Source organism: Paenibacillus sp. J53TS2, from assembly GCF_018403305.1.
Taxonomy (GTDB): domain Bacteria; phylum Bacillota; class Bacilli; order Paenibacillales; family Paenibacillaceae; genus Fontibacillus; species Fontibacillus rhizolycopersici.
This window is the reverse complement of record NZ_BOSK01000006.1, coordinates 1-25991: the sequence shown is the minus strand read 5'-3', so window position 1 is coordinate 25991 and position 25991 is coordinate 1. Positions and strand designations below refer to the sequence as shown.

General features: G+C 52.9%; 20 protein-coding genes, 16 tRNA genes and 1 rRNA gene. 6 read left to right on the top strand and 31 right to left on the bottom strand.

The features are described from left to right. Nucleotides 1–17 precede the first annotated feature (17 nt). The 5 genes from liaF to KJS42_RS14205 all read right to left on the bottom strand — a co-directional run bounded on the left by liaF (nucleotide 18) and on the right by KJS42_RS14205 (nucleotide 3029). On the bottom strand, nucleotides 18–668 hold the full coding sequence (liaF, locus tag KJS42_RS14225; protein WP_213623243.1) for a cell wall-active antibiotics response protein LiaF: 651 nt from the start codon (nucleotides 666–668) through the stop codon (nucleotides 18–20). A gap of 114 nt (nucleotides 669–782) precedes the next feature. Beyond that, nucleotides 783–1484, bottom strand: a complete 702-nt coding sequence (locus KJS42_RS14220; protein WP_155606124.1) for a PspA/IM30 family protein — start codon at nucleotides 1482–1484, stop codon at nucleotides 783–785. A gap of 3 nt (nucleotides 1485–1487) precedes the next feature. After that, nucleotides 1488–1988, bottom strand: coding sequence for a PspC domain-containing protein (locus KJS42_RS14215; protein WP_155606123.1), 501 nt, complete (start codon nucleotides 1986–1988; stop codon nucleotides 1488–1490). Between the two features lie 5 nt (nucleotides 1989–1993). After that, nucleotides 1994–2668, bottom strand: a complete 675-nt coding sequence (locus KJS42_RS14210; RefSeq protein WP_155606122.1) for a PspA/IM30 family protein — start codon at nucleotides 2666–2668, stop codon at nucleotides 1994–1996. Nucleotides 2669–2732: 64 nt separating this feature from the next. Further along, nucleotides 2733–3029: a hypothetical protein gene (locus KJS42_RS14205; RefSeq protein ID WP_059041158.1), complete on the bottom strand. Its 297-nt coding sequence runs from the start codon at nucleotides 3027–3029 to the stop codon at nucleotides 2733–2735. Nucleotides 3030–3383: 354 nt separating this feature from the next. Between KJS42_RS14205 and KJS42_RS14200 the strand changes: the two genes are divergently transcribed. The 5 genes from KJS42_RS14200 to KJS42_RS14180 all read left to right on the top strand — a co-directional run bounded on the left by KJS42_RS14200 (nucleotide 3384) and on the right by KJS42_RS14180 (nucleotide 7891). Next, complete coding sequence (locus KJS42_RS14200) at nucleotides 3384–4664, top strand: ArsB/NhaD family transporter (protein ID WP_193417334.1); 1281 nt, start codon at nucleotides 3384–3386, stop codon at nucleotides 4662–4664. Between the two features lie 65 nt (nucleotides 4665–4729). Beyond that, nucleotides 4730–5083 (top strand): hypothetical protein, encoded by a 354-nt coding sequence (locus KJS42_RS14195; RefSeq protein ID WP_193417333.1) that lies wholly within the window; start codon nucleotides 4730–4732, stop codon nucleotides 5081–5083. 132 nt (nucleotides 5084–5215) lie between these two features. Beyond that, nucleotides 5216–5710: a cation:proton antiporter regulatory subunit gene (locus KJS42_RS14190; RefSeq protein ID WP_155606119.1), complete on the top strand. Its 495-nt coding sequence runs from the start codon at nucleotides 5216–5218 to the stop codon at nucleotides 5708–5710. Between the two features lies 1 nt (nucleotide 5711). Then, nucleotides 5712–6959 (top strand): cation:proton antiporter, encoded by a 1248-nt coding sequence (locus KJS42_RS14185; protein WP_193417332.1) that lies wholly within the window; start codon nucleotides 5712–5714, stop codon nucleotides 6957–6959. A 74-nt stretch (nucleotides 6960–7033) separates the two neighbouring features. Beyond that, complete coding sequence (locus KJS42_RS14180) at nucleotides 7034–7891, top strand: YitT family protein (RefSeq protein WP_213623242.1); 858 nt, start codon at nucleotides 7034–7036, stop codon at nucleotides 7889–7891. A 68-nt stretch (nucleotides 7892–7959) separates the two neighbouring features. Here the strand turns inward: KJS42_RS14180 and KJS42_RS14175 are convergent, their stop codons facing one another. From KJS42_RS14175 to KJS42_RS14135, 9 genes are all read right to left on the bottom strand, one after another. After that, nucleotides 7960–8160: a LysR substrate-binding domain-containing protein gene (locus KJS42_RS14175; protein WP_193417330.1), complete on the bottom strand. Its 201-nt coding sequence runs from the start codon at nucleotides 8158–8160 to the stop codon at nucleotides 7960–7962. After that, complete coding sequence (locus KJS42_RS14170; protein WP_213623241.1) at nucleotides 8147–8989, bottom strand: aldo/keto reductase; 843 nt, start codon at nucleotides 8987–8989, stop codon at nucleotides 8147–8149. Before KJS42_RS14170 ends, KJS42_RS14175 begins: the two co-directional genes overlap by 14 nt. A gap of 294 nt (nucleotides 8990–9283) precedes the next feature. After that, on the bottom strand, nucleotides 9284–11320 hold the full coding sequence (locus KJS42_RS14165) for a glutaminase family protein (RefSeq protein ID WP_213623240.1): 2037 nt from the start codon (nucleotides 11318–11320) through the stop codon (nucleotides 9284–9286). A 54-nt stretch (nucleotides 11321–11374) separates the two neighbouring features. After that, a complete protein-coding gene (locus tag KJS42_RS14160; protein WP_213623239.1) occupies nucleotides 11375–13684 on the bottom strand; it encodes a hypothetical protein in 2310 nt (769 codons plus the stop codon). Nucleotides 13685–13738: 54 nt separating this feature from the next. After that, nucleotides 13739–16771, bottom strand: coding sequence for an alpha-mannosidase (locus KJS42_RS14155; RefSeq protein ID WP_213623238.1), 3033 nt, complete (start codon nucleotides 16769–16771; stop codon nucleotides 13739–13741). 24 nt (nucleotides 16772–16795) lie between these two features. Then, nucleotides 16796–18265, bottom strand: coding sequence for an extracellular solute-binding protein (locus KJS42_RS14150; RefSeq protein WP_213623237.1), 1470 nt, complete (start codon nucleotides 18263–18265; stop codon nucleotides 16796–16798). A 140-nt stretch (nucleotides 18266–18405) separates the two neighbouring features. Then, nucleotides 18406–19329 carry a carbohydrate ABC transporter permease gene (locus tag KJS42_RS14145; protein ID WP_213623236.1) on the bottom strand — a complete coding sequence of 308 codons (924 nt, stop codon included), beginning with the start codon at nucleotides 19327–19329 and terminating at the stop codon, nucleotides 18406–18408. Beyond that, entirely contained in the window at nucleotides 19301–20299 is a 999-nt protein-coding gene (locus tag KJS42_RS14140; protein ID WP_213623235.1) for a carbohydrate ABC transporter permease, read from the bottom strand. The genes KJS42_RS14145 and KJS42_RS14140 overlap by 29 nt, the downstream gene beginning before the upstream one ends. Before the next feature lie 194 nt (nucleotides 20300–20493). Then, nucleotides 20494–21747 carry a GntR family transcriptional regulator gene (locus KJS42_RS14135; RefSeq protein WP_193417322.1) on the bottom strand — a complete coding sequence of 418 codons (1254 nt, stop codon included), beginning with the start codon at nucleotides 21745–21747 and terminating at the stop codon, nucleotides 20494–20496. Nucleotides 21748–22146: 399 nt separating this feature from the next. On the opposite strand from KJS42_RS14135, the gene KJS42_RS14130 reads away from it, so the two are divergent. Then, nucleotides 22147–24096 carry a GxGYxYP domain-containing protein gene (locus KJS42_RS14130; RefSeq protein WP_244868489.1) on the top strand — a complete coding sequence of 650 codons (1950 nt, stop codon included), beginning with the start codon at nucleotides 22147–22149 and terminating at the stop codon, nucleotides 24094–24096. 97 nt (nucleotides 24097–24193) lie between these two features. Here the strand turns inward: KJS42_RS14130 and KJS42_RS14125 are convergent. From KJS42_RS14125 to KJS42_RS14045, 17 genes are all read right to left on the bottom strand, one after another. Beyond that, nucleotides 24194–24273, bottom strand: a tRNA-Leu gene (locus KJS42_RS14125). Between the two features lie 21 nt (nucleotides 24274–24294). Beyond that, a tRNA-Leu gene (locus KJS42_RS14120) sits at nucleotides 24295–24380 on the bottom strand. Nucleotides 24381–24390: 10 nt separating this feature from the next. Then, a tRNA-Cys gene (locus tag KJS42_RS14115) sits at nucleotides 24391–24464 on the bottom strand. A gap of 11 nt (nucleotides 24465–24475) precedes the next feature. Next, a tRNA-Gly gene (locus KJS42_RS14110) sits at nucleotides 24476–24550 on the bottom strand. Nucleotides 24551–24555: 5 nt separating this feature from the next. Beyond that, nucleotides 24556–24627: transfer RNA gene (locus KJS42_RS14105), tRNA-Gln, on the bottom strand. Between the two features lie 23 nt (nucleotides 24628–24650). Then, a tRNA-His gene (locus KJS42_RS14100) sits at nucleotides 24651–24726 on the bottom strand. 32 nt (nucleotides 24727–24758) lie between these two features. After that, a tRNA-Trp gene (locus tag KJS42_RS14095) sits at nucleotides 24759–24832 on the bottom strand. A 7-nt stretch (nucleotides 24833–24839) separates the two neighbouring features. Further along, a tRNA-Tyr gene (locus KJS42_RS14090) sits at nucleotides 24840–24925 on the bottom strand. A 3-nt stretch (nucleotides 24926–24928) separates the two neighbouring features. Continuing rightward, nucleotides 24929–25004, bottom strand: a tRNA-Thr gene (locus KJS42_RS14085). A gap of 19 nt (nucleotides 25005–25023) precedes the next feature. Next, nucleotides 25024–25099, bottom strand: a tRNA-Phe gene (locus tag KJS42_RS14080). A gap of 17 nt (nucleotides 25100–25116) precedes the next feature. After that, nucleotides 25117–25193, bottom strand: a tRNA-Asp gene (locus KJS42_RS14075). Nucleotides 25194–25227: 34 nt separating this feature from the next. Next, nucleotides 25228–25301, bottom strand: a tRNA-Met gene (locus KJS42_RS14070). A gap of 19 nt (nucleotides 25302–25320) precedes the next feature. Further along, nucleotides 25321–25396 (bottom strand) — tRNA-Val (locus KJS42_RS14065). A gap of 83 nt (nucleotides 25397–25479) precedes the next feature. Then, nucleotides 25480–25551 (bottom strand) — tRNA-Glu (locus KJS42_RS14060). Nucleotides 25552–25573: 22 nt separating this feature from the next. After that, nucleotides 25574–25665 (bottom strand) — tRNA-Ser (locus KJS42_RS14055). Nucleotides 25666–25671: 6 nt separating this feature from the next. Further along, nucleotides 25672–25747: transfer RNA gene (locus tag KJS42_RS14050), tRNA-Asn, on the bottom strand. Nucleotides 25748–25865: 118 nt separating this feature from the next. Then, a 23S ribosomal RNA gene (locus tag KJS42_RS14045) occupies nucleotides 25866–25991 on the bottom strand; the annotation flags it as partial.

The following is a 25991-nucleotide window of genomic DNA, read 5'->3' as shown; positions in this document are numbered from 1 at the left end:
GGGACGTTCCTCCTGTCTTAAGTTAAACGTATATCGACATCCCCTACAAGATAGGAAATGATGATTTTCACTTTTTGTTCACGGATCTCATAATTCGGCGACTTCCAATACAGCCGATTGAGCATGCCCGTTTCTTTATCTTGGCTGAAATCGATTTGCCCGAACAGAACGAACGCTTCGATCTCCACGCCGTAATCCTCCGGAATCACCAGATCGACATCCCCGACGATCCCTTGAAACATAAGGACGTTATGTCCCCCTTCCACCATCGCCAGCGACAAATCGATGTCCAGCTCCCCGAGCACATGCCACATGCTCGTATTCCGCAAGCTCCACGGATCGCGGTCCCATCGGATACTGGAGGTGATGTTTTGCTTCTGTACATAATTGCCCTGGGTCTGCGTTTTGCGAATTTTCGCGTAGTAATAACCAAGTGAGATCATCAGAATCGCCAGGACCAACATAAAGTGGTCAAGCAGGATCATCCCTCCGCCGATCGCAAGAAAGATATAGCCGGTTTTGACCTGCTCTCCCTGCCGGATCTTATAAATGCCGAACGCAAGAAACAAGAGGGCGACAATGGTGAAGAAACTCAGCCACTTCCCGAAAATCAACAGTACCCCAAATCCAATCAAAGCGATGGCTAAGAACCTTTTCCGTGTATCCATATGCCGCACCTCCCTGCAGGTTCATAGAGTTGTAAAAAGCCATAACGGTATGGGACCCCATACCGCATGGCTTCACCAGTATTTAGAATATCACAATGTCCAACGGACGTGTAGTTATTCCTTGTCTTCTTCGCGTTCCGCGGTCGGGTTCAATTTTGCTTTCAGCGCTTCAAGCTGCGCATCCACCTTCAACTGCTTCTCGGCATCTGCTGGGCTGACGTACGTGGAAGGCGATGTGCCCCGATAGACAACGCCGGCCACTTCGGCTTCGGCTTCCAACTGCATGATTTTCTCTTCCATCCGGTGGAATCCGAGCGAAGCGTTGCCGCTTTCGATCGTATGCAGGCTGCTGATTTGCGACATTTGCTTTCTAGCTTTCGCCATTTGCGCACGGCTCACCAGCTCGTTCCGTTTGTTGCGCAGTTTATAGAATTCGTCCTTCATCTCATGCAGCTGTTGCTTGAGTTCAGCCGCCTGGGCCTCGGATTGAGCATGCAGCTCGGCGAATTCCGTTTGCTTTTGATCGTAATGAATTTTCTCTTCCAGCATTTTGCGGGCCACTTCTTCTTGCCCGTTGCGGAGAGCAATTTCAGCTTGAGCTTCCCGTTGCGTGGAGATGCGAGCCGCTTCGTCCAAGCGTTGCTTCATCCGGCGTTCATTGGCCATTTGCTTGGCCACCGTCACTTCGGCGTCGCGAATTTCAGCCTCCATATCGCGCAGATACTGATTGAGCATGACAATCGGGTCTTCCACCTTATCCAGCAAGTCGTTAACAGATGCTTTCGTAATATCTTTAATTCTTTTGAATACTCCCATGTTTTACACTTCTCCCTTCTCGTAGTCGGAGAGCTTCTTACGCAGCTCATCCAGTTCTTTTTTCATCGCTTTCTTCTCGATATCTTCCATCATGGAATCCAGATTAGAAGCTCCCGGGGCGGCATGGAAGCCGGTTCCCTGAGCGCCCGCGCCGTATTGCGGCGGCTGGGTTCCGTAAGTATTTCCGTTGGGATTTCCGAACGGCGGGCGGGCACCGAAACGGGGATCCTCGTAGAAGTCCCGGCGTTTGGGGCCGTAACCCGGCTGCGGGCCTCCGCCCGGCCATCCGCCGTTATAGTACGGATCGTGAGGCGGATACGGCTCCTTGGAGATGACCAAGGTGGCGATAAAGTAGATGAAAATCGTTGTCCCGCCGGTGAAGAATATGCTTAGAAAGGCGATCAGCCGGAGCACGCCGACGTTAATGCCGAAATATTCGCCCAACCCGCCGATCAAACCGCTGATCCAGCGATCCCGTCGGGAACGATACAAAGGTCTTCCCATCGATCTTACTCCTCTCCCTTGTTATTCAGCTTCTGCTTCAAGCGGGAGAGCTCCTGTTCCAGAGTCGATTGAATGGCGGAACCGGCTTGGTTTACGAAATCCGTACCCGCTCTCCGCAATTCACGCAGGCTGCGGGCTTCCCATTCCATATCGGACACCCGATCCTCCAAGCGATGGAACATCTTCGGCACATCCTGCACGCCGTAACCGCTCATCCGCTGGTTCATCCGCTGCTGTAAACGAAGCGTCTCCATTCTTGCGTAATAATATTGACGTTTGCTATAGACGACCTGATATTCGGTCTTCAATTCATTCAGCTGAGCTTCCAATTCCTGCAGCGATTCCAAGCTTTGCGAGTACAATTCGGTGTATTGCTCCACCTTTTCCTCATACAGCATCTTCTCCTGCAAGGCCAGCTTAGCCAAGTGCTCCTCGCCTGCTTTCAAAGCGAGCAGCGCTTGTTCCTCGCGTTTGTCGCGCATGACCTTGGCTTGATCCACCTGCTGCTTCATTTGCTTAGCATGACCGCTGTATTGGTAATGCAGCTTCTCGGCTTCGGCGATTTCCTGCCGCGTCTCGATCAGGAACTGGTCGATCAATCTGACCGGGTCTTGGGATTGCTCCAACTTTTCATTCAAAGTAGCTACCGTAATATCTCGTACCCGACGAAATACACTCATGACACCCTTCCCTCCTAACCTTTCGGTCCTCATTTCAAGTTGTTTTGCGTGTATGCTATTTAAATCAGTAGCTCCGTCTTCCTCTAAGGGAAGAGATACCGTATACGATTAATCCGATACCCAAGAGCGGAACGATCAACCAGGCCAGCTTGGAGATCAGGGAAATGACCCCGAAAATCAGCACCAGCCATCCGAAGAAGGCGTTCCCCCGGCGAATCCCGTAATAGCCGAGACCGATCATCACGATCGCGATCACCAGGCCGAACAGGCTGCCCAGGAAGGGAGTCAACTTGCCGAGCAGAATCAGAGCGCCCAGGGCAATTAGTACAATAGCGAATACATTCGGTCGATTTGTTTTCATCGATTTATCACCGCCTCTCATTTGATCAACCTTATGTCTTTATTCTAGGTGGATTATAGGTTTTCCAAAACGGACTACGGACGGTTTTTCAACCTAGACCTAAGTCGAGGATGTGCTCAGCCCAAGGGTACAAACCACTGACGGTAACCCTAGCAGTAAGTTCTTTACTTTTAAAATGACTAATAATATAATGATGTAGGTATTTACAAACAATAGAAAATGAGAGTTATCGGAGGAGCCTGCCAAGTAGCGGGCTCTTTTTGCCTTTTTTTCAACCAAAATGGCATAATTCTGTCCCTGCATGGCAATCTAAAGATACCTCGAATTACGGCAACCTTGGAGAGGAGAATTCATTTGGAGCAACAAGCAATCTGGGCTATTATCATCTTTTTATTAACGTATGCACTGATCATTTCGGAGAAAATCCATCGTACACTTCTGGCCATGGTCGGCGCCGTCCTGATGATCATCTTCGGCATCATTGACCAGGAATCGGCGATCCATCACATCGATTTTAATACGCTAGGTCTCTTGATCGGCATGATGATTATCGTAAATACTACAGCGGAAACGGGATTGTTCAAATATATCGGAATTTGGACGGCCCGGAAGGCCAAGGGTAACCCTGTAACGATCCTCTGGCTGCTCGCGCTAATCACGGCAGTGGGTTCCGCCTTCTTGGACAATGTGACAACAATCATTCTGATGGTGCCTGTCGCCTTCAGCATTACCCGTCAACTCAAGGTCAAGGCCTTCCCGTTCATTTTCTCACTGGTCGTCGCCTCGAATATCGGGGGTACGGCAACCTTGATCGGGGATCCGCCGAATATCATGATCGGCAGCGCCGTAAAGGAACTGACCTTTGTCGCTTTCCTGCAAAACCTGGCGCCTATCGTCATCGTGATTCTGGCGGCCACTTTGCCGCTTCTGGTGATGATGTTCCGCAAGAGCATCCAATCGACGCCGGAAAATCAGAAGAATATCATGAACATTAGCTTGAATGGCTTGATCACGGATCGGAGCCTTCTCACGAAATGCCTCATCATCTTAGGCCTGACGTTGCTGGGCTTCTTCCTACACCAGACATTCCATCTGGAATCAGCCACCGTGGCTTTGGCTGGGGCTTTCCTGTTGCTATTACTCACCGGAGAGCATGTGATGGAAAGAGCGTTTCGCAACGTCGAATGGCCAACTATCTTCTTCTTTATCGGATTGTTCGTCTTGGTCGGCGGATTGATCGAAACCGGGACCATTAAGCGGTTGGCCGAGTGGGCCATCGACCTGACCGGAGGCGACCCATTAACGTCTTCCATGCTCATTCTTTGGCTAAGCGCGATTGCCTCTTCTTTCCTTGATAATATCCCGTTCGTCGCAACGATGATCCCGATGATTCAGGATATGGGGGCCATGGGAATCAGCAACCTGGAGCCGCTTTGGTGGAGTCTAGCGCTTGGCGCTTGTCTCGGTGGTAATGGATCGCTGATTGGAGCCAGTGCCAATTTGATTGCCGCAGGCATGTCCGCTAAGGAAGGAGAGCCGATTTCGTTTATGCGCTTCCTTAAATACGGCTTCCCACTAATGCTCCTATCGATCGCGCTCTCGAGCGCGTATATCCTTATCCGGTATTTCCTTTGAAAAGGAAGATGTCGGTATGCTATCCTTAAGATAAGTAATTCGATGTCCAAGGGGAGGGATTAAGCATGAACACGCAAAACTCAAGTCTTCGCTGGTTGGTTGCTGTGATTTTGTCGTTGTTTATGGCTTTTTCCCTGCCTTCCTTCCTTTCAACCCCACTTCAGGCGGAAGCCAGCGGGGAAGAAACGTTAGAAACGGACTATCACACTGTCCACCACAAAGTACCGCTGCGCCTCAACAATGCAATGTCCAAAGGTAAACTGTTTATCGACAGAACCCCGCATCAACTGGATACCGTCCCGGCCCTGATCAGCTTTTTGCTGCTGGCGCCAGGGGTGCGTTTCCGCCCTTTATATTGCCTGCTGTTAAAGCGGCTCCTGCTTATGCCCATCAAATTTACGAGTATGTTCGTGGCTTAACCCAAGTTGACATGTTTTGAAACTAGCCTTCTGCCTTGCTTTCACGTTTTCAAAAAACGAAAAACGCATGAGGCTTATTTTGCAATACCCAAAATGGGAATGATGACTCTAAAAACTGGAGGCTTGACTCAAATGAATCTCAAAGAAACAGATCTGCCGGGAATCGGAAAAAAATTCGTGATCCAGGCTCGCAGCGGCGACAAACTGACGATTATTATTCATGATGACGGCAGACGCGAGCTATATCATTTCGATCACGACGATCCGGACGACAGCGTCTCCATGGTAACCTTGGACGACGATGAAGCGAGATACGTCTCGGCCATCGTCGGCGGCGTGACTTACAAGCCTACGGCTTTGGAGAACATTGAAGTCGCTTTAGGCGATCTGATCATTGAATGGTATAAATTAGAGCCTAATTACAAGGCCATCGGTCATACGATTGGCGAGCTTAAGATCCGTCAACGTTCCGGAGCGACCATCATCGCCGTTATTGAGAAAAATCATAAAAAACACATCAATCCTGGACCCGATCTCATGCTAACGGCCGACGCGATGGTCGTCGTGTTAGGCGAACGGCTCCACCAACAACAAATTAGACAGATCCTATTGAATGGAAGTGGTTGAATTGGATCATCTCGTGCTTGAGATCGGTCTGGCCATCGCCCTGATTGCGGCGGCCGGACTGCTCTCCGCTAAACTTCGTTTATCCGTCATCCCGTTCTACATTCTCATCGGGATGGCCGTTGGTCCGCACGCGATGGAACTCGGACATTTGGATTTCCGCTTCATTGAAAGCGCGGAGCTCATCGAGTTCCTCGGTCGGATCGGCGTCTTGTTCCTGCTCTTTTATTTAGGTCTCGAGTTCTCCGTCAGCCGGCTCATCAAATCCGGCAAATCGATCGTGCTTGGCGGAAGCATATATATCTCCATTAATTTTGCCTTGGGCATCATTTTCGGCTGGGTAGCCGGCTTCCAATTCGCGGAGGTCCTCCTGATTGCCGGTATCACCACCTTCTCCTCCAGTGCCATCGTGGCTAAAGTACTCGTCGATTTGAAACGGACCGCCAACCCCGAAACGGAGATGGTCCTAGGTATTACTATGTTCGAGGATGTTGTCCTTGCTCTCTACATTTCCGTCCTGTCGGGTTTAATCTTAAGCGGTTCGTCAACGATTGGCGGCATCCTGTTATCGACCGCCATTTCTTTTGGCTATATGCTTGTTCTGTTGCTTGTCGGCAGAAAAATTGTTCCCTTGCTCAACCGCGCACTAAATATCCGTTCGAATGAGTTGTTTATCTTAGTCGTGTTCGCGGTTCTCTTCCTGATTGCCGGATTCTCCGAAACGCTGCACGTTGCCGAAGCGATCGGTGCCTTGCTGCTTGGCCTCGTGCTCGCGGAGACGGAGCATGTAAAGCAAATCGAGAAATTCGTGATCCCATTCCGCGATTTCTTCGGAGCGATTTTCTTCTTCAGCTTCGGTTTATCGATCGACCCGACGGAGCTTGGCGGTGCCGTCTGGTATTCACTGGCTGCCGTAGCCATTACCTTGATCGGCAACATTACCGCCGGAATGATCGCCGGGCGAAAAGCCGGATTGTCTCCGAAGTCATCGATGAATATCGGCCTCACGATCATGGGCCGCGGGGAATTTTCCATCATATTAGTTAATCTGGGGAAAGCCGGAGGGCTGGCGTCCATTTTGCAGCCGTTTGCCGCATTGTACGTGCTGGTCCTGGCGATCCTGGGCCCGCTGCTCGCGAAGGAGAGCAAGCATGTCTTTAAGCTGCTGGATAAAGTGTTCCATTTCGAAGCGCGGCATGTGAAACGGAAGGAGCAGCAACAACAGCTTCAAGAGGAAACTTCGCCGCAATAACGGCCTGATCCGGTTACCAGGTTTATGAACCGCCTACCCTTGAAGATGGTTTCATCCCGTAAGGAGGGGTCGGTTTGAAACACCAGATGAGAGTACATTCCTCCGGGAAGATTCGCGGTGGCATGAAGCATGTATTTCCGGCGTTTCCCCGTGCCGTTGGCGTCATTGCCGGGGCAATGCTTGCCTCCGTCGGCTTAGAGCTGTTCCTGATGCCCCACGGCATCGTCGTTGGAGGGATGACAGGTTTATCCGCATTACTGGCATTAAAGACGGAGTTGCGGCTCGGATTATTCTTGTTTTTGCTAAATCTGCCGCTGCTTCTGTTCCATCGCAGCAACATCCATTGGTCCTACGGGATCTTCACAGTGATGGGAGTATTGGTATTCTCACTCGGGACCCTCGTACTCCATCCCTACCCCTCCTTGATTGCCGAACCGCTGCTGGCGGCGCTAATTGGCGGGGTGGCTCTGGGACTTGGGCTCGGTTTATCCTTACGTTTTGGAGGGGCTTTGGACATCGCCGAGAAAGCTGTAAACCAGTTCCGCTATGGAAGGTTGTCCCCGGAACGGATCTTGCTATTGCTGAACTGCCTGATCTTAATTGGGGCCGGCTTTCACTTCGGCTTCCTTCAAGCCCTTTATTCAATCATCGCCTACCTGTCTGCCTTTGAAGCAATCAAGCTTCCGGTACAAGGTACGCGCTTGGCCCAAACCGTGCATATCAAGAGTCGGCATTGCGCCGTCATCCAGGAGGAGCTGCTGCGGTACCTAAATCGCGTGGCAGTTTACCGGCAGGAGCCGACAGGGACCGGGAACGAGAACGGGATTGGCATATTGGAGTGCCAATGCCACCGGCTGGAGAGATCTCGATTCATCTCCGTCGTCCATCAATGTGACCGTGAAAGTGAAATCACGTTTGATCCGAAGGATTAGAAAAGCGAGCCGCAGAGGTTATCTCTCTGCGGCACGCTTTGTTTACGGATACATCTATTTCACGGGCGCTAACCGAAAACTTGACTCGACATATATTGATTGAATTTTCGAGCGGCGGCGGACAAGGTCTTCTCCTCCCGATAAACCAGACAAATCCGTCGTCGGTTCAAGTATCCGGGAAGTTCAAGTTGTCGAAGCTCACCGGTCAAGGTCTCCCGCGCGATGCTGCGCCGAGGTAAGACCGCGATGCCGATATTAAAACTCCTCATATACCGCCGGGTCTTGATTTCTTAGCCGTCCATCCGGACGGGTTAAGCCGGAGATCCGGTCCATTTCTCCTTCATCCAGCGCGAAGTCGAAGAGGAAGAGGTTCTCCAGTTGACGAGCGGCGGAAGCCGATTTTGGAATGGATACGGCCCCCAACTGATAATGCCAACGCAGAATAATTTGGGATACCGACTTCCCGTGGCGTTCGGCGATTTGCCGGAGCAACTCGTGATTCAACACCTCGTTGCCATGAGCCAGCGGGCTCCACGATTCCGTGATGATCCCGTGCTCTTCGTGGTACTTGCGTTGCTCGGCCTGATTAAAGAACGGATGCAGCTCAATTTGGTTTACGCTTGGCGTCACGCCGGTTTCCTCCACCAGGCGGTCCAGGTGGTCGGGCAGGAAATTGCTGACTCCGATGGAGCGGATCAGCCCCCACTTTTTCGCATCGATCAAAGCTTGCCATGCTTCCACATAGTGGCCTTGAATCGGATTGGGCCAGTGGATCAAATACAAATCGTAGTAATCCAATTGAGCGCGGTACAACGATTCTTGAATTGCCTTCACCGCTTTATCGTACGTATGGTAGCGGCCGGGGAGCTTGGACGCGATGATAAGCTCTTCTCTCGGTACCACAGAGCGCCTTACGGCTTCGCCGACGGTTCCTTCGTTCTCATAGTTATAAGCGGAATCCAGCAAGCGGTAGCCGGACCGGATCGCATTTACGATCGACTGCACGCCTTCGCTGCCGCGAAGCGTGTAGGTGCCTAAACCGACCACTGGCAGCTTTAAACCGTCATTTAACGTAATTTCCGGAATGATTTGCTCCATAGTATGAACACTCCTTTTGAAGATGTACTCTCAGGATATCATATCCGATGTATGCGAAAAAACGAACAGAAATCGCCGATACCGACGATTTCTGAGGAATGTGTATGAAATTTCGTACAGATTTCCCACCAAGCAGGCCCAAGAGAGCGATTCTATATGAAATATCGAATAGAATCCTCTTTTCACGGGAGTAACGACAATTTCTATTCGAAAAATCGAATAGAATCCGATGTCTGCCTAGCCTGGGCAACCCAGGATGGAACGATTTGATGATACTATACTGCACTTGCCGTGTTAGGCCCGGCTCGGCCCCAACCCGCGATCCTTAAGCAGCTTGATGTACAATCCGCCAACCACGGTCCGGTGCTGGAAGCCGATTTGCGCCGACGTCTTGGTATCGTACCAATCCGTAAACGGGACGCGGTCCCGCGTCTCATTCAGGAAAGTCCAGAGCGGCGATACGATCCGTTCAAAATCCTCGCGACCTTCCGCCAAAGTTCCGGCCCATACCAACCAATCGGCTTTCGTATAGGCCGCCCGATTGTCCAACGGTGTTCCATACCGTTCCTGCTTCTCTACATACCAGGCAACCTCGCGACGGATCATGTCTTCCCCGAACAAGTCGGTCCCGAAGATGCCGTCCCAAACGAGGTTATATTTCAGACTCCAGGTCCCCGGCTGGCCGAAGGCCAGCATCGTATGGCTGTCGGCGCTCGGATCGGCAGCAAGCCCTTCCCATTTGCGGGCCATATCCGAGGCCGCCCGGCGGTAACGTTCTGCCGTTTCTTCTTCGCCTAGCAGCCCGCACAACAAGCCGTAGCTGGCTACACCCATCACCGCTTTGGCCGACAGGTTGGCGTTGCGCGCCAAATGTCCGGCGAAATCGTCAGTGCACAGCTGATGCTCCGGATCAAGCCCATGCTCCGCCAAATAGTCGGCCCACTGAGCGAGCAGCTCACGATGCTCCAGCACGAAGTCCGTGTTCCCATCTGCCAACGTGACTGCAGCAGCCATGACAAGCATGTTGCCACATTCCTCGACCGGCATTTGCGCCTCCAGCGCATTCTCCCCATACACCTGGCCGTTAGCAAGCGGGTATTGGCCAACGTCATGCGGCGCAAAGTCGAACGTCCAGGCGTCGCTGGCAGCGTATTTGAAGATCGGCCGCATCATGCCGCGGACCAGCTCGGGCTGGTACAGCAAGAACAGCGGGATCGACGGATAGCTCACATCCACCGTCGCAATACAGCCGTTGCTGAAGCATTCCTTCGACATGAACAACACTTGCCCCTCAGGATCAAGGACCAGTTTATGCGCCGCAATCGCCTGCCGGTAGGCTAGGGACAGGATATCGGCGTACTTCTCCCCGCCGGAACGGATCGCATCCTCGCGCAGCTTGACATCAAACGTATCGCAACGTGCCATCAGATCCGGGTAATCTCGGAACGCTTCATCCAATAGGTTCGTGATTGTCTTTCCGTCCTTTTTCCAATAAGCCTCCAGCGGCTGGCCAAAATACTCGATCGCATACACATCGTCGTAGGCGAGAACCATCAATCGGGACTTCTCGTCCGTTCCGGCCACCTCGCCGATCTCCCACACGGAGGCCATAACCAACTCGGCATCCCGAACCGGCTGAGGTTGAGCGAGCGGTGCCGCGCCTTCATTGGACCGAATTTCACCATCCCGGACGAACTGCTTCCGGATCTGCGCCTTGTCCAGATAGGTCCGAACATCCGGAGCTTGTTTGACGGCCAGCATGAAAGTCCCCCAATCGATGCGCTGGTCATCGCCCGAAACATGGAGCGCCTTCTGCTCGGAATGGCTGACCTGCAATACGGTTAGAACACCTTGCTCCTCTTGCTGCCAAGTGATCGCCTGATCGGTTTCGTTAACGCACCATTCCCCGGTTACGTCAACGTACAGACGCACCTGATGAGGCGACCCATCAAGAGAACGTACGCGGAAAGAAACATAGGAAGCCGGCCGCGACAACAGCTCCAGATCGTCCGGCAGCAGTGGACTGGTAAAGGTCACGTCCAGCCCGACCCCTCCCGCTTCAAACTGGTAGCGGGTGGAGAGCGGCGTGACTTCAAGACCGGTTTGGTTCATCGCCTCCGGCTCCGTATAATACCGCTCCGGATTGGACTCGACGCGCCCGGCAAACCGCCAGGCCACGCCGTCGATATGAATCAAGCCGGTAAACGCCTGACGGCGCCCGGTCCAGTGGCGAGTGAAATCGTCTGTCAGACGATCCGCCATCGACCAAACGCTGAAATAAGGATCGATGGTTACCAAAGGTACTGCCGGCGGACGCAATTTCGTATTCATAGGTTATCTGCCTCCCATGCGGATATCGAGATTCTGTCGTTGTTCCTTCGTTTCCTATTTCTTCACCGTGATGCGAGTTCCTTCGTCCCCATGCTCGTAATGGATGAGCAATGTACGCGACTTCGCATCCCATTCGAATTGCGGCGATACGGTAGACGCTGTTGCAAGACCATCACCCTGTCCAAGATCAAGCTCCTCTGCAGAAACGGCCGCAGGACTTGAATCGCAACGGATCCGCGCCACGGCTTGCAGCGGGCGAGGTCCCTTGGCCGTAAACGTCATGCCGCGCTCATCCTCGCGGAAATCTTCGATCCGGGAGGAGGCAGCGATCACGCCGGATCCGGAACTAAGGCTACCCGGCCCGGTGTACGCCAAATCATAAAGTAAGGCTTGGCGGCCCGGCTCGACCGTGGCCCGTTCTTTGACAGGCAAATTGGCCTCAAGAAGGTCGACGAAGAGACCTTCAAGTTCAAGCGGCGTTTCGCTAATCGATTCGTTCATAACGGAGGCAATGACGTAAGGACCGCGGCGGAGATGGAAAAAGTTCGCCGGTTCCCAGCTGAGCGCGTCCGGCAAAGACGGCTCTCCCGAAGAGCCGCCAGAGACTTCGTGCTGCGAGGAGTGAGCCGTATCTGCCATTCCCTGCATGCTGCCCAACGCCTCCATCGCTTCCCTTACCGCAGTACGGAACCGCGTAGCCGCTTCTTCACTTTCCGCGATCCGGTCCGGCCGCATCGGCAAATAGCTGACCAGTCCAGCGCCAACCCTTGTGATCCCCTCCACATTTGCCTCGGCCTCACATGGTAACCCAAGCGATTCGAATAAGTGGGCCCGGGGCGAAACGTAATGTCGCCTTCCCTGATTCCACCATTCTCGGACTCCATGATACGGATCGCTATCATCCCCGACGTAAAGGAGTGCGCCGCCTTCCCGCACCCATTGGGCCAATACCCCATGCAAATCCGGAGATTCCGGCTTCATAAACTCATAGCTTAATACCAGCACGCGGTAGTCGTCCAAATATCCGGGAAACCGCCGAACGTTATCGAGCTGCACCGGTCGGACCGGCAGCCCATGTTTGACAAGCGGCAACGTCAGCCCGTAAAAAGCCGAGAAATTGAGCAGCTCCACCGCGGATTCTTCCGTTAACTTCACTTCGTTGGTCCCGTCGTATTTCATCATGAAACCAGACGATTCCGTTCCGATCCGTTTTCGCTGGAACATAGCCGAGTCAGCCAGGAGCACGCCGGTGACGGCGGCATTACCAAACACCCGAACCTCCTCCTGTTCCATGTTCCCCAGTGTATGCATCACGTTCAGCAGAATCGTCGCGTATTCTGCCGGAATCCCCTCTTTACCGTTGCCATCGGCGGACGGATAACTTCCCTTAAATATCCGCCGAGGCCAAGGTGCCACCTCATAGCGGGAAACGGCCGGATGCAACAGCGAGGCGATTAAAGTCTTGACGTAGTTCTCGCGGTAATCCGCCCAGGTCCGCGTCGGATCGTCCTCAATTGGATCATGCAGGAACCACATGCGACGATGCGTCCCGCGCACCAATTCCTGCATAATTCCGTATTCCAGGAACGCCGTCTCGAATGTCCGCTCCGCGCGGTTCCCTTCGTATACGTTAGCCGTCCGCGACGTCCCCGTCCAAATCTGAGCGATGTAGCCGTCGATCGTCGGCACGTCGAGCAGCCGCGATTCCGGGCTGACGATCCGCCACTGGGTGTAGTTAATCAAGCTGTGCGTCGGCACAAAAAAACGCAGCGGCCGGTTATACCGGACCAACGAATACTCCTTTAGCGCCGAGCAGATACGATCCAGGCATCGCGTGTACAGATAAGCCTTCAGCTTGGAGGCACGATATTGCGCATCCTCCGAGGAATGGGGCGGTTGCCAGGGTTCGTTGTAATAATTTTGCCATTCGCGTTGGAACGCCTCGGAGTAACCGCCTTCTACCCAAAATTCCGGCTCCTCCAAATGGATGGCTTCCACACCGGCGTCAACAGCCGGTCGAATCCGTTCCACGAGAAAGTCGGCATAGCTGATCGTTGGCACCATGTAAGGAATATCTACCGAAGTTCCGTGGATAATCATCTCGCCGTCCTGATATTTCTGGGCTTCATCCCAATGGGGGCGACCGTCCGTCTTGCCGTTCAGGTAGTCTTGGTAACCTCCCCAGGACACCCCGGTCATAAGATGTACCCGATACCCCCGCGCCGCCCACTCTCGGATACGCTGGGGCATCGTTTCCCCTATGCCATACACCATCACGAAATCCGCCTGCAGGTCATACGAAGCACCATAACTGCTGCCTTCCTGGAACCCGGTCCGTTCCTCTGCCCGTGCTCTTCCCGTCACGCCATGCCCCTCCTTCGCAACTTAGAAGTTCGTTAGAAGCCTCCTACTCTATAGTTACGCCAACTGAACGCGAATCGTCTTAATCTCAAACGGTGTAAACGGTAAGCGAATTTGATTTGTATCTTCTGCCAATAGCGAAATGGGCTCCTCCAGCAGGTTCGTCTCTTCAATGGTTCGGCAAGTCATCCCGAAGCTCAGCCCACCATTTGCCCCGGCTCCCGCCGTTTCGTACAACCGGAAGATGAGATGATCGCTGTCCTCGGCTTTCTTGACGGCTTCCACCATCACGTTCGGATGATCGATCGAAATGAGCGGCATCGGCCGCGATGCATGGATATCAGCAGCCCGGCTGCCATCCACCGTCACCGGGATCGCTTCCGCCGGAGTGAGCGGAATATTCAACTCATACCCTTTGCGATATACGCCTGCTTGGATGAAATCGCCCGCATGTGGATACAAAGCGTACGTGAAGCGGTGCTCCGCCCGATCGGCTTGCGGGTCCGGGTAGCCTGGACTGCGCAGCAGGTTCAGGTCCAAGACGCCGCCTTCCGCGCGATGCCCGTATTTGCTGTCGTTCAGCAGCGCTACGCCGTAATCCGGCTGCGACAGATCCAGATAGTGATGGGCACAGATTTCGTCGCGGGCAAACTCGATCGCGTTGTTCCGCGTCGTTGGCCGTTTCAAGACCCCAAATTGGATTTCACAGTTTACCTGATCGCTAACCACCGCCACTGGAAAAGCAACCCGCAGCATTTTCCCGTGTTCTTGCCAATCCGCCTCCGTGTCAAATCGCAGCAGATCATCGCCTTGAAGCAGGCGGATCGTTTGTTTTAACGTTGATTCTCCAAAGCGGTATACCTGTTCAATGATCGCTTGCGGCCCAGAGACGTAAGCACGACGGCTTTCCAGCGTCATCGTCCCGGCGATGGTCTCGCGGTAGTCGCGCGGGAAGTCCCAGGCATCGCCATCGTCATGGTAGACCGTAAAGAGGTTTGCTTCCGTACCCGGCTGAACCGCTTCCCGCCCGGCAGCTTTGTCGTATAACGACACGATGCTGCCGTTCTCGGCGAAACGAACCTCAAGGCGCTCGTTCTCCAGACGGAGCTCCTCGGCAATCAGCCCCGTTGCCGGCGCTTCCGCAGCAGCCTGCTTCAACTCACGCCAGCCCATCGCCGGCACTTGTACATACTGCCAGCTGCCGCCGATCTCTATCCACTCCCGCCGCTCCCACGGCAAGGAATTGAACAGGACGGTCTCGCCGGCAGCAACGCCGGATCGGCTAGCCGCGCGCCCATAGGCTTCCGCAGTCATCGCCCGGACTTCGCCCAGCAATTTGGCGTAGCGCTCTAGCGACTCGTCGTACACGCGCGTGATCGACGAACCCGGCAAGATATCATGGAATTGGTATAACAGCATTTCCTTCCAAATCTCCTCCAGCCGAGCGGTCGGGTACGCCCCCGGGCTTTCGCCAAGCACGAGCTGCAGCGAAGCGGCAAATTCCAGCTCGCGCAGCGCTTTTTCCAGTTTGCGGTTATACCACTTGTTGCGCGCCTGCGTCGTCAAAGTCCCCTGATGCTTCTCGAGATACAGTTCGCCCCGGTAAGTTTGGAAACGGGAAGCTTCCTGCTCCAATCGCTCAAAGAATGCAAGCGAGGGCTCTTGGACGACCGGCGGAAGTCCCAGTAAGTTATGCTCGCGTTCAAGCCGCTCCAGATGCTCCTCCCCAGGTCCGCCGCCACCGTCGCCGATTCCAAACAACATCAAGGCGTGTTCCGAGACGTTCCGGTCTAAGTAAGATTGCTCAATTTTGGCCAGCGACCGCGGGGCCGCCGGGCTGTTGTAAGTATCCTCTGGCGGGAGATGCGTCAGCACCTTCGTCCCGTCGATGCCTTCCCAGAAGAAGCTGTGATGCGGATGGGTGTTGTAGGTGCTCCAAGAGAGCTTCTGCGTCATCATGTAGTCGACGCCGGATTTCTTGAGCAGCTGCGGCAGACTGCCCGTATAACCGAAGACGTCCGGCAGCCACAACACCTTCATGTCCTTGCCGAACTCCTCCCGGAAGAACCGTTTGCCGTACAGGATCTGACGCACCAGCGCCTCGCCGCCGGAAATGTTCGCATCCGGCTCGACCCACATCGCGCCTTGCGCCTCCCAGCGGCCCTCGCGGATTCGCTCCTTCACTTCCGCGTAAAGCTGCGGATAATACTCTTTCATCCATTGGTACAGCTGCGGCTGGCTTGCGCCAAACACATAACTCGGATACTTCTCCATGTTGCGCAGCACAGTCGAGAAGGTCCGTGCCCCTTTGCGAATCGTCTCGCGGATCGGCCAGAGCCAAGCCAAATCGATATGCGCATGGCCGATGGCGCTGACCGTCAGCACGGGATCGCCGCCTTTTTTCACCAGTTCGCGGGCCACTCGTTCCTTCGCCGAATGCACCGTCTTCTCATTGATCTCCGCCAGAAGATGTGCCGCCTCGTAGACGGACTGCAGCACTTGGGCTTTCCTTGCGCTGGAATCCGGCAGTTGTTCAACCAGCTCGATCAGTACCTCCAGATCGTAAGCCAATTGTCGGGCTTCCTCGTGGCAAACGGCAATTACCGCTTCCTTCAGCGTCCCGCTGCGATAATGGCCGAACAGGTCATTGCAGCCGCCATCTCCCCAGAGGTCAATGGCCTCCTCGCCCCGGGCGGCGGCACTTACGTCCACCACCCGTTTGCCAGGCCGCCCCAGGCTGTAGTCGAACTCGGAACTCACGTTGGTTAAGCCTTGGCGCGGGGTTCCGGCTTCGTCCACGAGGCATAGCTCGCCGTTAATGTCGATCAATAGAACGATTTTTTGGCCTGCGGCCGTTTTCGGAACGGCACCTTGAAAATGAAACCAGGCGCAATCCCACAACTCTCCCCATTTATCTCCGGGTTGAAGCCTGACGTGTCGGCCGCTCATCCGCTCGGCAAAAGGAACCGGCTCTTTCGTCACCCAAGCTTCAACCTCAAGCCCGGCGATCGGGCGGTAAATGTACGCTTGTAATTTGGCAAGCCTTTGCTTCGCCTTTTGGGTCATGATGTGATTTGATTCATAAGGCATGCTGCATCACTCTTTCAATGTAGTTTACTTCGTAATGGCCTCCGCTTTCTTCTGCGCCTCGTCCATGATGGTTTGGATATCCTCTTTAGTCATCAACGCTTTAGTGACGGCTTCGCCAAAGATTTGCCAAATCTTCGAATCTTCCTTGGCAAACGTCGGCAGCCCTTGCACGTTACCGGACATCGCCAGATAATGCTGATACATTTCCGGATAACCAGCTTTGTAGGCATCGGTTTCGGCGATCGACTTCAAGACCGGCGAACGGACGCCGGTATCGGCGATCAGTTGCTGGATTTCTTCGCTGTACATCGCGCGAATGTACTCAAATGCGGCTTCCTTGTTTTTGGCATCCTTCGGCACGGCATGGAACGCAGCGCCGATCGTGATATTACCGGCTTGACCGTCTGGGGACAGCGGAATTTGCGACATGCCGTATTCGATGCCGATTTGCGAGCTTTCGATCGCCCGCCACGGTCCGTCGATCAGATAAGCGATTTGTCCTTTTTTGAACGCATCGAAATAGGTTCCTTCATTCGTGTTTGCCATCAATCCCGCAGGATGGTTTGCGTTAAGCTCTTTCAGGAACTTCACCGTTTCCACGTTGGCGTCGGAGTTAAAAACAGGTTGGCCTTGATCATCGGCGAATCCCCCGCCATTGATTACTAGTAGTGTACCATACCGTAAATATCCCCCGGCGTTTGGACCGGCGTATACCCCGCCGCCATAGAATTTGCCCTTGCCGGCTTCGGTTACCTTTTGCACATTGGCCAATAATTCGTCCCATGTTGCCGGTGCTTTATCCGGATCCAAGCCCGCTTGCTTCACCAAATCCTTGTTCCAGAACAAGCTGCTTACGCCAGGCTGCGAGGCAAAGCCATAAATCTTACCATCATACTCCATCGGCTTCCAGGCAGCAGGCGCGACATTGTCGCGAATTTCCTGCGCCATTTCATCCGGGAACGGCTCAAGCAAGCCCTGTTGGGCAAACCCAGGCATTTGCGTTTCCCCAACGATGATGTCCGGCATGTTCTTGGCCAGGAATCCCGCTGTTTGCTTCTGGATCAGCGGCTCGCCCCAACCCCAGTCCTCAGTTTTAACCGTAATGTTTTTGCTTTGCATTTTCTCGTTTATAAACGATTGATAATAGTACGGGAAGAGGCCGGCTTTTTGCAACCGCTGACCGGGAGTATAGTTGTAATCCTCTTCTAATATCCGCGGGTTCAGCGTCTCGTCGGCAATGGTCTTTTGCTTATTCTTCTCCAGCAGGTCAGCGAGCACCCCTACCCCTACCCCAACGGCCCCTTCGTTCAGCACCGTAATGGTTGCGCCTCCCTCCGATGACTTGCCGTCATTGCCGGATGGCTGGTTCTGGTTGGTTCCCGGTTCGTTCGCGGCCTTGTTGCCGCCTGTATTGCCTCCCCCGGATCCGCAAGCCGCTAACAAGGTGATGATTAACAGCGATAGAAACATGACGTGCATTTTTTTCCACAACATACTTAAACCCCTCCAAATTTTATTTTATTCATTGTGAGTATCCAGTAAGTCAAGTTTCAACTCGGGTGTTTATCCATTCGACCCGTAACGGACCGTAATGACCTTATTTGTTCTTTCTCAAAGCGTGTTGACGGTTACCCTTACCCTTTGATGCCCGTATTGGCTAAGCCCTGCACGATGTACTTCTGGAAGAAGGCAAAGATCAGCAGTGCCGGAACCGTAATGCCCAAGCTTAAAGTAATGATCATCGGGTAGTTGATCACCGCACCCGGGCTAGCTCCAACGGAGGATATCCGCGTGATCGCCGCCGGAAGCGTTTGCAAACCATCGCTGGTCGTATAGAAGAACGGGGTAATAAAGTCATTCCACGTTCCGAGCGCCGTTGTGATCGCGATAAACGCCATGATCGGCAGTTGCAGCGGGAACAGGATCTGGAAGATCAACCGGAACGTCCCGGCCCCATCTACGATAGCGGCTTCGTCAATTTCCAGCGGCACCTTTTCCAGCGACTGCTTCACCAGAAACGTTCCCATGATGTTGATGCTGGGTCCGCCGATGAAGTAAACCCACCAAGAGTTCAGAATCCCGGTCCCCCCGGTGAACACATCGTTGCCCCCGGCAAACGGAAACCGAGCAAATTCAAGGTAGGTCGGAATGATGGCCAGTGTACCGGGAATCATTTGCGTGGCGAGCAAGATCAGAAAGATCGCGTCCCGTCCCTTGAACCGAAGTCGTGCGAATACGTATCCGGCCAGGAACGAGGTCAAAATCGCCCAAAACGTATTGTATACCGTACGAATAAGCGAGTTTTTCATATAGGTGGCTACGGCCGCGTCTGTGGATCCAGCGATCAGCGCTTTAAAGTTCTCCAGCGTCGGTGCTTTCGGAATCGGGAAAATGCCTAACACGGTCGAGGAGAATTCTGTCTTGGTAAAAAAGCCGGCAAGCACCATAAAAATGAGCGGATACAGCAGGATGATCCCGACACCAAGCAGGATGAGATGGCCCAGCAAATAAACGGGCTTGAACTGTCTGCTAACCTTGGCGTTTGGCTGACTGGGCATGCGGATGTTCCTCCTTTCTCCCCGGTTTGATAGGCTTCAGCGGAATGGTCGTCCGTTTGTCGGATTTTGTAGACCAATTGTAGTACAGCACGGTCACGACGATGACGATGAATGCCATAATGAGTGAAGAAGCACCTGCCATTCCTAAATTGAAATCCCAGAAGCCGTCCCGGTAGATACGGAACACCAGCACTTCGGTTTGCCCATAAGGCCCGCCGTTGGTGATAAACAGCACCTGCTCGTAAATCTGGATCGCCCCGATCAAGTTCGTAATGATGATATACGTCGCGATCGGCTTAAGCCCTGGCAGCGTTACGTACCGCAGCTTATTCCATCGTCCCGCACCGTCGATTTCCGCCGCCTCGTATAAGGACAAATCCACAGATTGCAAACCGGCCAGCCAGATTAATGCCGCCCCGCCTACCCCTTTCCAGACGGAGTAAACCACGATCCAGAAAATGCCCCATCCGACAGAGTACTGCCAGACGATGGGTTCCTTGCCCATGGCTTTTAAAATGTTGTTAATGACCCCATTGTTTGAATCCAGAAAAATGTTGAAGACCTGCGTGGTCGCAACTGTTGCTGTGATGGCGGGGATATACCAGATCGAACGGTAAAATCCCTTGCCGAACAACGGCATATTCATCAGCAGTGCGGCAAAGAACCCTGCCCCAAGCGTAATGACTGTCACCAGTCCGCCCAACCAAATCGATCTCCACAAGGCATCCGTATACACCGGATTATTGAAGAAGCTGACAAAGTTATCGAACCAGATAAAATTAGGCGTATCCGCCAACCCCACCCATTCAAAGAAACCTAATACGAACCCGAATAAAGTGGGGAAACCCGAAACCACAAGCCATACCAAGAACATCGGCACTAGGATAACGGCGGCAATCAAAGCATCCTTATGTCTCCCTAACCTGCGCTGCAGCGGTATTTTCCGCTCCCGTAATCCCGCATTTTCCATCGTCCAAGCAACCCTCCTTACTGTGAAGTGCACTGATTAAGCATCGGTTGTTAGTTGTTTATCTATTTGTATTATTAACTATATTTCACTATGTCATTTATGTCAAGTTATTAGATATATCATTTATCGCTAATTTTTCGCAAAAAAAGACACCTGCTTGTTAGCAAGCAGATGTCCTGTCAATCGTTCCTTTTTTACGTTGTCCGTTTCCGGAGCGGTCCGGTCGATTGGCTTTCGATTAATTTCGGCTCTAGGATCACTTTCGTGTATCCCGAATCCTTGGCATCAGGCTTCTGGAAAATGTCCAGTAGAATACGGGCTGCCGCCTCCCCCATTTCAATCTCGGATTGTGAGATATGTGAGAAGTACCCCCATTCATGCAGCCCCGGCGAGGGATCGTCAAACGTGAGGATCGAGACGTCTTCCGGCACCTTGAGTCCCAGTTCCTTGCAAATCGAGTAGATGTGCAGGCCAAGCCGCCCGTTTAGCGTAATATAGGCGGTGGCTATCTGGTTCTTGATGAACCGGTACAACGGGTGTTTCTTGTCGATCTCGCGATAATCCACATTGAAATCGGTTAGGATCAGCGCCGGATTAATCATCGCTTCCTTCTGTTTGAGCGCCTCCATATACCCGTTAATCCGCTCCTCCACCGTGATCGTGGGCAGTGGCGAATCGGAGCAGATGGCGATATCCCGATGCCCTAAGCCCCACAAATAATCGATAGCAAGCTGTCCACCGATTAACCCGTCGCTGCGCGACAAATTCGTGGCCACGCCAGGCAAATAACGATCAATCAAAACGAATGGGTAGCCCCGCATCTTGAGGGACAAGATTTCCTCGTTGTATGTCTCCGCGTCGCAAGGGAAAATAATGAGCCCGGCCGCCCCTTTACGAATCAAGTCGTTGATCGCTTCCTTCTCTCGATCGATGGAATTGTACGTCAACACAATCTGCAGGCTGTAGGGACTGTCGGCAATGATGTTATTAATCCCCTGTAGCAGCCGAATGGCAAAATAGTCGACCAGCATCGGCATGACCAGCCCGATCGTCTTTCGACCCGTAGCCTGGATCCCAGCTTCGCTTCCTCCCTGTTGAGCATCGGTTAAAGCACCGCCAAATGAGGTAACGTTATGCGTCAACGCCCCAAAGTTTCCATCAAGTACCGTCCAAGGCCCGCCGTCCGGTGCCGCCGAACCTTGGTGGCGTTGGAGCAGCTCGCTGATCCCTTCGCTCACGAAACTGCCCCTGCCGGGGATCCGGTAGATCCAACCGTCCTTCGCCAACTGCATCAGCGCATTGGCTACCGTAATCCGGCTGACGTCAAACTGCTCCATCAATTCCTTCTCCGATGGGATCTTATCGTTCTCTCGCAGCACGCCCTGCAAGATCATATCTTTGAAGTGCTGTTGAATCTGCATATATAACGGTTTACGTTCGTTTTGCATAAGACTTCTCCTATCTTCTTACTCTCCATATATTCACATTATATCATTTATAGCATTTCGTCAATCCATTAAATGTCGCACTCTTGCTTGACAATCACTATTGGATATATTAAACATATTATACAGGTGCTATCGTTAACTTTTGCACAATCGGCCGATAAAGGAGGGAATTCGAGGATCCGGCTTTCAAGAAGAACCTGAACGAACGATGGCCCTAAATATGAGGATACGAGGTGAACGCATTTGTTTCGCAAAATAACGATGACTTGTTTCGTTTTATTCTGCACAATGTCTCTAACCCTTGGCACCACCTCAGCAACAGCTCAATCCTCAACGGAGACTGCATCCAAGAACACGATTAGCTGGCCTAAATCGCAAGCGCTTCCAAGCTTTGGGAAGGTGAAACGGCTTGATGTAGTCGATGTGGTAAAATCCCCTGGCGATATCAAGATCTTGCTGGCAACACTGCAAGGCGTCATCAACCGTTCCGAACCCCGCATCTACTTGCTGGAAAACGAAGAAGAGGGCAAGTTAACCTGGCTGAACGATCTCAAGGTTCCATATCAGCTGAACGATGAAGCATTGGATCTCGTGAAGAAATACAAAAATGAAGTGAAAGGCATCATCATCTACGATCCGGAGGTTCCGGACTCGATTAACGTCGCGACGACCTTAGCCGGACTCAAAAACGCCGTTGTCGCGAGCCCTGAATTAGCTCAACAACTCAAGGTCTCTCCCTATCGCCTGAAGGTACTTGACGATCTGCGCGGCCGTTTCCAGGACCGCATGGACGCCTATACCTGGCAATACGAGCATCTGTGGAAACAAACGACGCATCGCATGCTTGTCGGTCTCAGTCCAAACGTCTCCGTAAAACTCCCTCCGGGACTCCCTGAATCATTTGAGGTGATTGCGGAGGAAACCGAACAGATTCGCGATGCCAGTAACAAAGACACTTACGATCTGGACCTGACTCCGTTTATGGGCGGGGATGCCGTCTATTTGCGTTTTGACGATGCATTTACGCAGGACGGCTGGGGTTCTGCCGTGCATGAAATCGTGATCCAGGCCGACGGACAAACGATCGCCCAGTTTATTCCGGGAACACCAGAGGAGGAGCCGTTCCTTTACGATCGGCAGGACTCCCAGGTTTCAGCCGGAGATGGCGGACATCGTTTCGCCGATAACGGACGATACTTCGTTTATCGCTTTGTTCCGCCTGCAGGCACCCAGGAGCTAACGGCCTCCGTCAACATGTGGAACCAGTACAAAGTTTCTGCCGGCAGCATTCAACCCCCTTCCTCCGAGCAGAAAGAACCGTACGGTTATCTCCGCGATTATGCGGTCGCCAACAAAGCCATGGTGTTCTGGCTGGAAGTGAATGATCCGGAGCAAAGAGCTTTGTTCGAGAAAATCATGGCTGACGTCGAGCCGGGTACGCCTTACCTCGGATGGTTCAGCAACGACGTAGCAGGTGAGTTCAGCTCCGTGGAAGTCACCTCCAACCATGGCGTCTACGTCTTGGCTGCCGACTGGTTTAGCAACTTGACCGTTTTCTCCGGTACCCAAGCGAAGCAGGTCAAGACCAAAGCACCCGCTGCGCCTCCATTAGAGAACAAAATCTATGTCACGTACACCTTCAGCGAAGGCGATAACTTCCAATATAATCAGCATCGCATGCGGATTTTGTGGGATGACCCCGCCCGCGGTCAGGTGCCGATCAACTGGACATCCAGCCCGCTGTTGTACAATGCCGCGCCGGCCATGCTTAATTATTTCCGGCAGACGGCAACTGCTAACGATCTGATTATCGCCGGACCGTCCGGCGCCGGTTATTTCTACCCTGAGGCTTGGCCAGAAGCCTCATTTGCGGACTATCTCAAGAAATCTTATAAATACTTGCAAAAGAGTGGAATGAATCTCACGTATGTACTGAATCGAATCGACGGGGAAAATGTACCGCTTGGCTCAGCTTATGCGGAAGCTTATGAGCGTTATTACAAAGCGCCTGGACTGTTCCTCAGCTGGGAGGACCGCCACGGGGTGGAGATCGTAAATGATTCTCTGCCGGTATCAACGATTCAGGGCATCAGTACCGTTCAGGACGGTTTGCGCATCCTCGAGGAAGCCAAAGCCAACTGGGATGGTCAATCCCCCTTGTTCGTCTCACTGGGCTTGCTAGCGTGGAGCTTGACGCCGTCAGATGTTGCCACGATGAGCGAAGCACTTGGATCGGAGTTTGAAGTCGTACGTGGCGATCATTACTTCTCTCTTATCCGTGAGGCCAACGGATTATCTGTGAAGCCACATTCTTTAGATACTAACGAGGATCTTCAGGAAAACCAGTAACGCAACGCTTTTACCAAACTTCATTGAATCGACCTAATAAATAAAAATAAAAGGCCTCAAGGACGTTCGTCCTTGAGGCCTTTTATTGTAATAGTGATGCCGGTGAAGGGACTCGAACCCCCACGGTTTCCCTCACGATTTTGAGTCGCGCGCGTCTGCCAATTCCGCCACACCGGCATATATAAAATTGTTCAAAAGTGCGGAAGACCAGACTTGAACTGGTACGGTAGTCACCTACCGCAGGATTTTAAGTCCTGTGCGTCTGCCGATTCCGCCACTCCCGCGAAACATGAATGGAGGCGCCACCCAGACTCGAACTGGGGATAAAGCTTTTGCAGAGCTGTGCCTTACCACTTGGCTATGGCGCCATATATAAAAATGGAGCGGACGACGGGAATCGAACCCGCGACCCTCGCCTTGGCAAGGCGATGCTCTACCGCTGAGCCACGTCCGCTTATACTGGGGATATAGGATTCGAACCTATGCATGACGGAGTCAAAGTCCGTTGCCTTACCGCTTGGCTAATCCCCACTATATTTGATTGTTAAAGTAAATGGGGCGATCGATGGGACTTGAACCCACGAATGCCGGAGCCACAATCCGGTGCGTTAACCCCTTCGCCACGACCGCCATAATATGAAATTCACTACTTCTAAAAAATGTGGCAGGGGCAGCAGGAATTGAACCCACACCAAAGGTTTTGGAGACCTTTGTTCTACCTTTAAACTATGCCCCTATAAAACTGGTGGAGGCTGATGGATTCGAACCACCGAACTCGTCAGAGAACAGATTTACAGTCTGCTGCGTTTGGCCACTTCGCTAAGCCTCCACGTGGTGCCGGCGAGAGGACTTGAACCCCCAACCTACTGATTACAAGTCAGTTGCTCTACCAGTTGAGCTACACCGGCTCTTCAACGAAAAGTTGAATGGTGGCTCGGGACGGAATCGAACCGCCGACACGAGGATTTTCAGTCCTCTGCTCTACCGACTGAGCTACCGAGCCTTACATATAAAGTTAAATGGCGGAGCCGACGGGATTCGAACCCGCGGTCTCCTGCGTGACAGGCAGGCATGTTAGGCCTCTACACCACGGCTCCACACTTGGATGATGCCATCCTCTTGCGAGGATAATTGCGGGGGCAGGATTTGAACCTGCGGCCTTCGGGTTATGAGCCCGACGAGCTACCGGGCTGCTCCACCCCGCGTCAGTAATAAGATGTTATATGGTGGAGGCTGAGGGGATCGAACCCCCGACCCTCTGCTTGTAAGGCAGATGCTCTCCCAGCTGAGCTAAGCCTCCATGGGAAAAGACAAGTTTTATTGTACCAGATAACTCCACTATAAATCAAGTGAATCAATGAAGTAGCTGTCAAAGGAATAAAATGACCCGTAGGGGATTCGAACCCCTGTTACCTCCGTGAAAGGGAGGTGTCTTAACCCCTTGACCAACGGGCCATGCAGTAGAGCTGAAAGATTATGGCGGAGAGAGAGGGATTCGAACCCTCGAGACGCTTGTGACGCCTACACGATTTCCAATCGTGCTCCTTCGGCCAACTCGGACACCTCTCCATATAGTGGCTCCCCGAACAGGACTCGAACCTGTGACAACTCGATTAACAGTCGAGTGCTCTACCAACTGAGCTATCAGGGAACATTATGAACTTATCAAGGTTTAATCCTTGAAAACTGGATACGAAACGAATTTGCGTGTTAGTCTCCTCAAGTGCTCGGATCGGCTTGTTCAGCCTGACGCCACTTTTCGGAGTTGTTTGGATAAGCCCTCGACCGATTAGTACCTGTCAGCTCCATACATTGCTGCACTTCCACCTCAGGCCTATCAACCTCGTCGTCTTCAAGGGGTCTTACTAATTGGGAAATCTCATCTTGAGGGGGGC

Bases quoted from the DNA above. Each gene is read 5' to 3' on its own strand.
- KJS42_RS14135 (WP_193417322.1), bottom strand. From the start codon at position 21,747: ATGCAAAACGAACGTAAACCGTTATATATGCAGATTCAACAGCACTTC.
- KJS42_RS14140 (WP_213623235.1), bottom strand. From the start codon at position 20,299: ATGGAAAATGCGGGATTACGGGAGCGGAAAATACCGCTGCAGCGCAGG.
- KJS42_RS14155 (WP_213623238.1), bottom strand. From the start codon at position 16,771: ATGCCTTATGAATCAAATCACATCATGACCCAAAAGGCGAAGCAAAGG.
- KJS42_RS14220 (WP_155606124.1), bottom strand. From the start codon at position 1,484: ATGGGAGTATTCAAAAGAATTAAAGATATTACGAAAGCATCTGTTAAC.
- KJS42_RS14195 (WP_193417333.1), top strand. From the start codon at position 4,730: ATGAACACGCAAAACTCAAGTCTTCGCTGGTTGGTTGCTGTGATTTTG.
- KJS42_RS14210 (WP_155606122.1), bottom strand. From the start codon at position 2,668: ATGAGTGTATTTCGTCGGGTACGAGATATTACGGTAGCTACTTTGAAT.
- liaF (WP_213623243.1), bottom strand. From the start codon at position 668: ATGGATACACGGAAAAGGTTCTTAGCCATCGCTTTGATTGGATTTGGG.
- KJS42_RS14145 (WP_213623236.1), bottom strand. From the start codon at position 19,329: ATGCCCAGTCAGCCAAACGCCAAGGTTAGCAGACAGTTCAAGCCCGTT.
- KJS42_RS14170 (WP_213623241.1), bottom strand. From the start codon at position 8,989: ATGGAGCAAATCATTCCGGAAATTACGTTAAATGACGGTTTAAAGCTG.
- KJS42_RS14150 (WP_213623237.1), bottom strand. From the start codon at position 18,265: ATGTTGTGGAAAAAAATGCACGTCATGTTTCTATCGCTGTTAATCATC.
- KJS42_RS14165 (WP_213623240.1), bottom strand. From the start codon at position 11,320: ATGAATACGAAATTGCGTCCGCCGGCAGTACCTTTGGTAACCATCGAT.
- KJS42_RS14190 (WP_155606119.1), top strand. From the start codon at position 5,216: ATGAATCTCAAAGAAACAGATCTGCCGGGAATCGGAAAAAAATTCGTG.
- KJS42_RS14175 (WP_193417330.1), bottom strand. From the start codon at position 8,160: ATGAGGAGTTTTAATATCGGCATCGCGGTCTTACCTCGGCGCAGCATC.
- KJS42_RS14215 (WP_155606123.1), bottom strand. From the start codon at position 1,988: ATGGGAAGACCTTTGTATCGTTCCCGACGGGATCGCTGGATCAGCGGT.
- KJS42_RS14205 (WP_059041158.1), bottom strand. From the start codon at position 3,029: ATGAAAACAAATCGACCGAATGTATTCGCTATTGTACTAATTGCCCTG.